Below are 6228 nucleotides of genomic sequence, written 5' to 3'. Positions count from 1 at the left end.
GGGTCAGTTCTCAGTGGCAATCAACAGTGCGCTCTATACGGCAGCCGATGGCCGAGCTGAACCGCAAAGGGCAGCACCCGCGATAGCGGAGGCTGCACGTGATCGCGGTGCCCACGTCATGACCGAATGCGCTGTGCGAGGCATCGACACCGCCGGTGGCAAAATCTGCGGCGCTGTTACTGAACGCGGCTACATCAAGTGTCAGGCCGTTGTTCTTGCCGGCGGCGCTTGGTCCAATCTTTTCCTTGGCAACAAAGGCATCAGCCTGCCGCAGCTCAAAGTCATGAATTCGGTCCTGCGCACCAAGCCGATCGAAGGTGGACCCGAGCAAGCCATCTGGTCCAGCCACTTTGCGTTACGCAAACGCCAGGACGGAGGCTACACCATTGCTTCGGGCCATGAAAACGTCGTTCCCATCGTGCCAAAATCCTTTCGATACGCTTTGGATTTTCTTCCGGCACTCAAGAAGGAATGGCGCTCGCTCAATCTTCGCCTCGGTTACCGGTTCCTCGACGAGGCGCGGCTCTCCAATAAATGGGCTTTGGATGAGCCAAGTCCGTTCGAATACAATCGCGTGCTCGATCCAAAACCCAATCAGCGCCTTTCAGACAATGCGCTGTCCCACGTCAACCCGGCCGACGCGGCGCCAAGCACTGATGATGCTGGGTGCAGCGGGACTGGCGACAGTTGCGACCCCCGGCCTCTTTGGTAGCAAAGCGCTGGCGCAAGAAGCCCGAAAAGGACAGGTAGTCGTCGGGTTTTCTCAAGAGCCAACGGTCTTCAATCCACATCTTCTTCATGTGGAAGTAGATGAAGGTTTGCATTTTGCAGTCTTTGACGCTCTTTTCGACGTAGACGCCGAGGGCAAATTTTACCCGCTTCTGGCGAAGGAAGTTCCGACCGTTGAAAACGGCGGCATTTCAGCTGATGGCCTGAACTGGAAAGTCACGCTTCGTGATGACGTCAAATGGCACGATGGCAAGCCATTTACAGCAGAAGATGTGAAGTTCACCCTCGAACTTTTGACGGATAAGGATTTCCGCAGCTGGCGCCGTACAGGACACGAACTGATCCGTGATCTTACCGTTGTATCGCCAACCGAAATTACCTGGCGCATGGAGAAGCCTCTCGCACCCTATGCAGCAATTCTGGCATCGACCTTCATCGTTCCCAAGCATGCGTTTGACGGGGTCGCGGATAAGAACACCGCTCCATTTAACAACGCTCCCATCGGCACGGGCGCATTCAAATGGAAAAACCGCGTTGCTGGCGACAATATCGAATTGGAAGCCAATGTCGACTATTTTGGTGATGGTCCATATTTGGAACGAGTCATCATCAAGTATATTCCCGACCTGACCGTTCTGTATACTCAGTTCAAGACCGGAGATATCGACGTTGCAGGACTACAGTGGATCACACCCGATCATTATGCAGAAGCAAAAGATCTGCCGGGTAAAAATGTCGAAATATTCGGAACAGCTGTCATCGAGTCGCTGACCCTCAACATGGATCGGCCATTCTTCAAAGATGCCGCCGTTCGCGAGGCCATGTATTTCGCGCTCGACAAGGCATCCATCATCGATGCGCTTTATTACGGTTTGCCGCAGGTCACCGAGTCCTACATGCCTAAGGAATCCTATTACTACAATAGCGATCTCCCGGCGCATGAATACAATGTAGACAAAGCCAAGGAATTGCTCGACCAGGCCGGTTGGAAGCCAGGTGCGGACGGTATCCGCGAAAAAGACGGAGTACGCTTGGCATTCAGCAATTCGACCACATCCGGCAATCATCTCCGTGAGCAGGCTCAGCAGTTTATTCAGCAATCGTTCCGGGAAATCGGCATTGATATGAGCATCAGCAATCTGCCCCCAGCTGTCATGTGGGGCGAATACTGGATGATGTCGAAATTCGATTCCGTGCTGGTGGGACTAACACCACTAACTGGGCCAGATCCGGACTGCTCCGACTTTTTCCGATCCACAGCCTCGCCAGCAAAAGGCGGTACGGGTCAGAACACCTGGGTCTATTCCAACAGCGAAGTTGACGCCTTGCTCGATAAAGGCGGGCAACTGTTTGTCCCTGAAGAGCGCCGTGCGGTCTATCTCAAGATCCAGGAACTGATCCGCAAGGACCTCCCGATGCTGCCGATGTTCCAATATGCAACCGTTCGCGGACGTAAAGCTGGCATGGAAGGTTTCCAGGGCAACATCAATAATCGCATCGACACCTGGAACATCCGCAGCTGGCGCTGGGCCTGATCCTTCTCACCGCGCCTTCATTGCTTCGGAGCATGAACACACCGTTTGTTCATGCTCCAGCAAGAGTAACACCAAGCGACCCGGCCCGCCCTCCGACCTATTAGTCGACGTGCCGGATAATTCGCCCGCTTCCGGCGGAGGTATCTATGTTTTTTTACACTCTACGACGACTCTGGCAGAGCTTGATACTGCTCGTCATCGTTTCTGTCATCGGCTTTATGGTGCTTAATCTCGCACCCGGTGGTCCCCTGTCACAATACACACTGACACCCGGCATGACCAAGGAGGCTCTAGACAGAATTGCAGAACAGATGGGGCTCAACCGCCCTCTTCCCGTTCAGTACCTGGACTGGCTGTGGAGACTTTTGCAGGGTGATTGGGGCAGTTCTTATCGCGATGGACGCCCCGTGCTTCAGATCATAACCGAACACCTTTGGGCAACTTTGCTGCTGATGGGTGGATCGACTCTCCTATCCATTCTGATAGGAACATGGCTGGGCGTTCACACGGCACTCAAACGCGGCTCGGTCTTTGACTACATCGCAACCATTGCGGCGATGATTGCCTTGTCGATTCCGACTTTCTGGTTCGGTCTTGTGGCGATTTATATTTTCTCGCTGAAATTGCAATGGCTGCCGGCCGGCAACATGTTCACTATCGGTGATGGATCGTTTCTTGACTACGTCAAGCATCTGATCTTGCCCAGTTTGGTATTGGCGCTCGTCAATGTGGCGATTTGGAGCCGCTATATGCGCAGCGCCACGCTGGATGTCATCCACCAGGACTTCATTCGTACCGCGAAAGCCAAGGGCCTGACGTCCCGACGCATCTTGATCAAACATGTACTCGGTAATGCCATGGTTCCCATGATCACCCTTGCTGGCGTTCAGTTACCGACCATTCTGGGCGGCGCACTGGTCACCGAAACCGTGTTCACATGGCCGGGTATGGGGCGTCTATTCCTCGATAGCCTTGGATACAACGACTACCCGGTCGTGATGGGCTTGCTGATGTCTTCAGCCGTTCTCGTTCTGATCGGCAACTTCGTCGCTGATCTGCTCGTGGCCTTTGTCGACCCGCGCGTCAGACTTGATTGAGGGAACACAATGAACACATCAGTACAAGCCATTCCCAACCTCGATCATCCTCGCTGGTGGAAAAGCCGCGTGGTTCGGCGCTTTATGAAGAACAGATTGGCACTCGTGGGCCTAGGCATGATCTTACTGCTCACGCTTGCCTGTATCATCGGGCCTTATCTGTTACCGTTCGACGAACTTTACATTGACTTGAGAGCGCGCTTCGCTCCTCCTGGTACAGGTGCGCATATTTTCGGAACAGACCCTCTGGGGCGAGATATAGCTGCACGACTATTCCAGGCGGGAAGAATATCATTGCTCGTCGGCTTTTCGGCAATGGTACTCTCAACCTGTATCGGAGCCGTGGTCGGGGTCGTTTCGGGCTATTATGGACGGTTTTTGGGAACGGCATTAATGCGCGTCGTCGATGCCTTCCTGTCCTTCCCTTCCATATTTCTACTGCTGGCTCTCGCTGCGTTCATCAAGCCGAGCCCACTGATGATTACCGTCATCATCGCAGTAACCAGCTGGATGGAAGTTGCACGTATTGTGGAAGCGGAAACGCGCTCCCTGCGTGATCGCGACTTCATCCTCGCGGCCAAAATGCTGGGGTTGCGTGGACGCTGGATCATGTTTCGGGAAATTCTGCCCAATATCGTCGGGCCGATCATCGTAGCCGCAACACTTACCATTGCGCGGGCCATCCTTCTGGAAGCTTATATCAGTTTCTTGGGTTATGGCATTCAGCCGCCCCTTCCAAGCTGGGGCAACATGCTCAATGGCGCACAGCAATACCTTACCTCGGCGCCATGGCTCGCAATCGTGCCGGGTGTAGCCATCACTGTCGCCGTTGCCGGTTTCAACTTTGTCGGCGACGGGCTGCGAGACGCATTGGATGCGCGTTCGGACCAAGGCTGAGACACTTTAAACCACCAATCAACCAAAGGACTGGATTCATGAGCCTTACAATCTACCACACCGCCGATGATATCGATTTCAAACCGAGCCGCCCTGCGGAAGGTCGCGATAGCGGTTCCGATGCGCGTATGATTTGGGAAGACGATATCGAAAACGGCGCCAAGGTCGCCGTATGGAAGGCCGAACCCGGCCTTTACGCCTATCCGGCTCGTGATCTTGATGAAACTTTCGTCATCATCGAAGGCGAAGCCATGTGCAGCCTCGACGGTTCTGAACCGGTCAAGGTTTCAAAAGGCTCAATCGTGCGTATCGCCAAAGGTGTGGCCATAACGCTCGACGTACTCACTCCTCTGCGCAAGGTGGCAACCGTTGTTCCCAAGCCCTGACCTGTGAGTTTTAAGTCCCGGCAGACATGCAAAGGTCTACCGGGACTTAAAGCAGTGTCGCTTAAAACGACCAGGCAGAAGACTAATTCTCTGGAGGAGTTCAATCATGGCATCCAAACGATCTGTTTCCGCAAATTTTTCCTCGCAGCCTCTCGATTATCAAAACTATGTCGATGGTGCCTTTACTGGCATCGCCGACAATTACGTCGATGTGTTCAATCCCGCGACGGGCGACCTGCTGGGGCGCGTTCCGGACGCATCGGAAGCTGATATCGATCACGCTGTCAAAGCGGCCCGAAAGGCGCTTTCCTCCTGGGAGAAACGTCCCGCTATCGAACGCGCTCAATACCTGCGCCAGATTTCGGCGAAGATTCGGGAACACCGCATTGAGCTTGCCGATGTCATCATCAAGGAACAAGGCAAGACGGCTGGCCTCGCCCAGGTTGAAGTTGACTTTACCGCCGACTATATCGACTATATGGCAGAATGGGCACGCCGTCTCGAAGGCGAAATCCTGACCAGTGATCGCCCGAACGAGACAATGCTATTGCTGCGCAAGCCAATCGGCGTGGTCGCGGGTATCTTGCCCTGGAACTTTCCGTTCTTCCTCATCGCGCGCAAACTGGCCCCTGCACTCATTACGGGAAATACAATTGTCATCAAGCCCAGTGAAGAAACGCCCATCAACGCCTTCATCTTTGCGCAGCTCGTGGCCGAAACCGATCTGCCCGCGGGTGTGTTCAACTTGGTGGGCGGTCGCGGCGCATCCTCGGGCGAAGCGCTCGTCAATCACCCGGACGTGGATCTAATCACCTTTACTGGCAGCGTTGCGACCGGTTCGCACATCATGCAGGCCGCAGGAAAAAATCTGACACGCGTTAATCTCGAACTGGGTGGCAAAGCACCGGCGATTGTTCTGGCCGACGCCGATCTCGATCTCGCAGCCAAAGCCATCTACGCTTCACGCGTCATCAATACCGGACAGGTTTGCAACTGTGCCGAGCGGGTCTATGTGGAGCGTCCGGTTCACGACGCGCTGGTGGAAAGGCTCAAAGCTCTCTTTGAAGCCACTCGATATGGCGACCCATCACAAGAAACCGACCTAGAGATGGGTCCACTGATCAATCAGGCCGGTCTCGACAAGGTTTCCCGGGCCGTTGAAAAAGCGGTAACTGATGGCGCAAAAATTGTCACTGGCGGCAAGGTTGCAGACCGCCCGTCGGGCTTCCACTACGAACCGACACTGATCGTCAACGCACAGTCCCACATGGACATCATGCGAAAAGAGACGTTTGGCCCCGTGTTGCCAATCCAGATCGTCGATAGTCTCAATGAAGCAATCGCGCTTGCCAATGACTCCGACTATGGCCTGACTTCGTCCATCTACACATCCAATCTCAATGCCGCGATGAAGGCCAGCCGTGAACTCAAATTCGGTGAAACTTATATCAATCGCGAAAACTTTGAAGCGATGCAGGGCTTTCACGCAGGTCGCCGCAAATCCGGCATTGGTGGCGCCGACGGCAAGCATGGGCTGTATGAATTCACCGAAACCCATGTGGTCTATATTCAGGGCTGATAGCA

General features: G+C 54.4%; 6 protein-coding genes. All 6 read left to right on the top strand.

Annotation, left to right across the window (positions count from 1 at the left end; genetic code table 11):
• A partial coding sequence (locus CES86_RS16895; protein WP_143851085.1) for an NAD(P)/FAD-dependent oxidoreductase occupies window positions 1–712 on the top strand: 712 nt, incomplete at its 5' end.
• Window positions 612–2264, top strand: a complete 1653-nt coding sequence (locus CES86_RS16890; RefSeq protein WP_094514951.1) for a peptide ABC transporter substrate-binding protein — start codon at window positions 612–614, stop codon at window positions 2262–2264. The genes CES86_RS16895 and CES86_RS16890, both read left to right, overlap by 101 nt.
• Before the next feature lie 146 nt (window positions 2265–2410).
• Window positions 2411–3361 carry an ABC transporter permease gene (locus tag CES86_RS16885; protein ID WP_094514950.1) on the top strand — a complete coding sequence of 317 codons (951 nt, stop codon included), beginning with the start codon at window positions 2411–2413 and terminating at the stop codon, window positions 3359–3361.
• Between the two features lie 9 nt (window positions 3362–3370).
• Window positions 3371–4258, top strand: coding sequence for an ABC transporter permease (locus CES86_RS16880; RefSeq protein ID WP_094514948.1), 888 nt, complete (start codon window positions 3371–3373; stop codon window positions 4256–4258).
• A gap of 38 nt (window positions 4259–4296) precedes the next feature.
• Complete coding sequence (locus CES86_RS16875; RefSeq protein ID WP_094514947.1) at window positions 4297–4644, top strand: cupin domain-containing protein; 348 nt, start codon at window positions 4297–4299, stop codon at window positions 4642–4644.
• 106 nt (window positions 4645–4750) lie between these two features.
• A complete protein-coding gene (aldA, locus tag CES86_RS16870) occupies window positions 4751–6223 on the top strand; it encodes an aldehyde dehydrogenase (RefSeq protein ID WP_094514946.1) in 1473 nt (490 codons plus the stop codon).
• The last annotated feature ends 5 nt before the right edge of the window (window positions 6224–6228 follow it).

Origin of the sequence: Brucella lupini (genome assembly GCF_002252535.1) — a bacterium.
Classification (GTDB): domain Bacteria; phylum Pseudomonadota; class Alphaproteobacteria; order Rhizobiales; family Rhizobiaceae; genus Brucella; species Brucella anthropi.
This window is presented reverse-complemented; position numbering and strand designations above follow the sequence as displayed.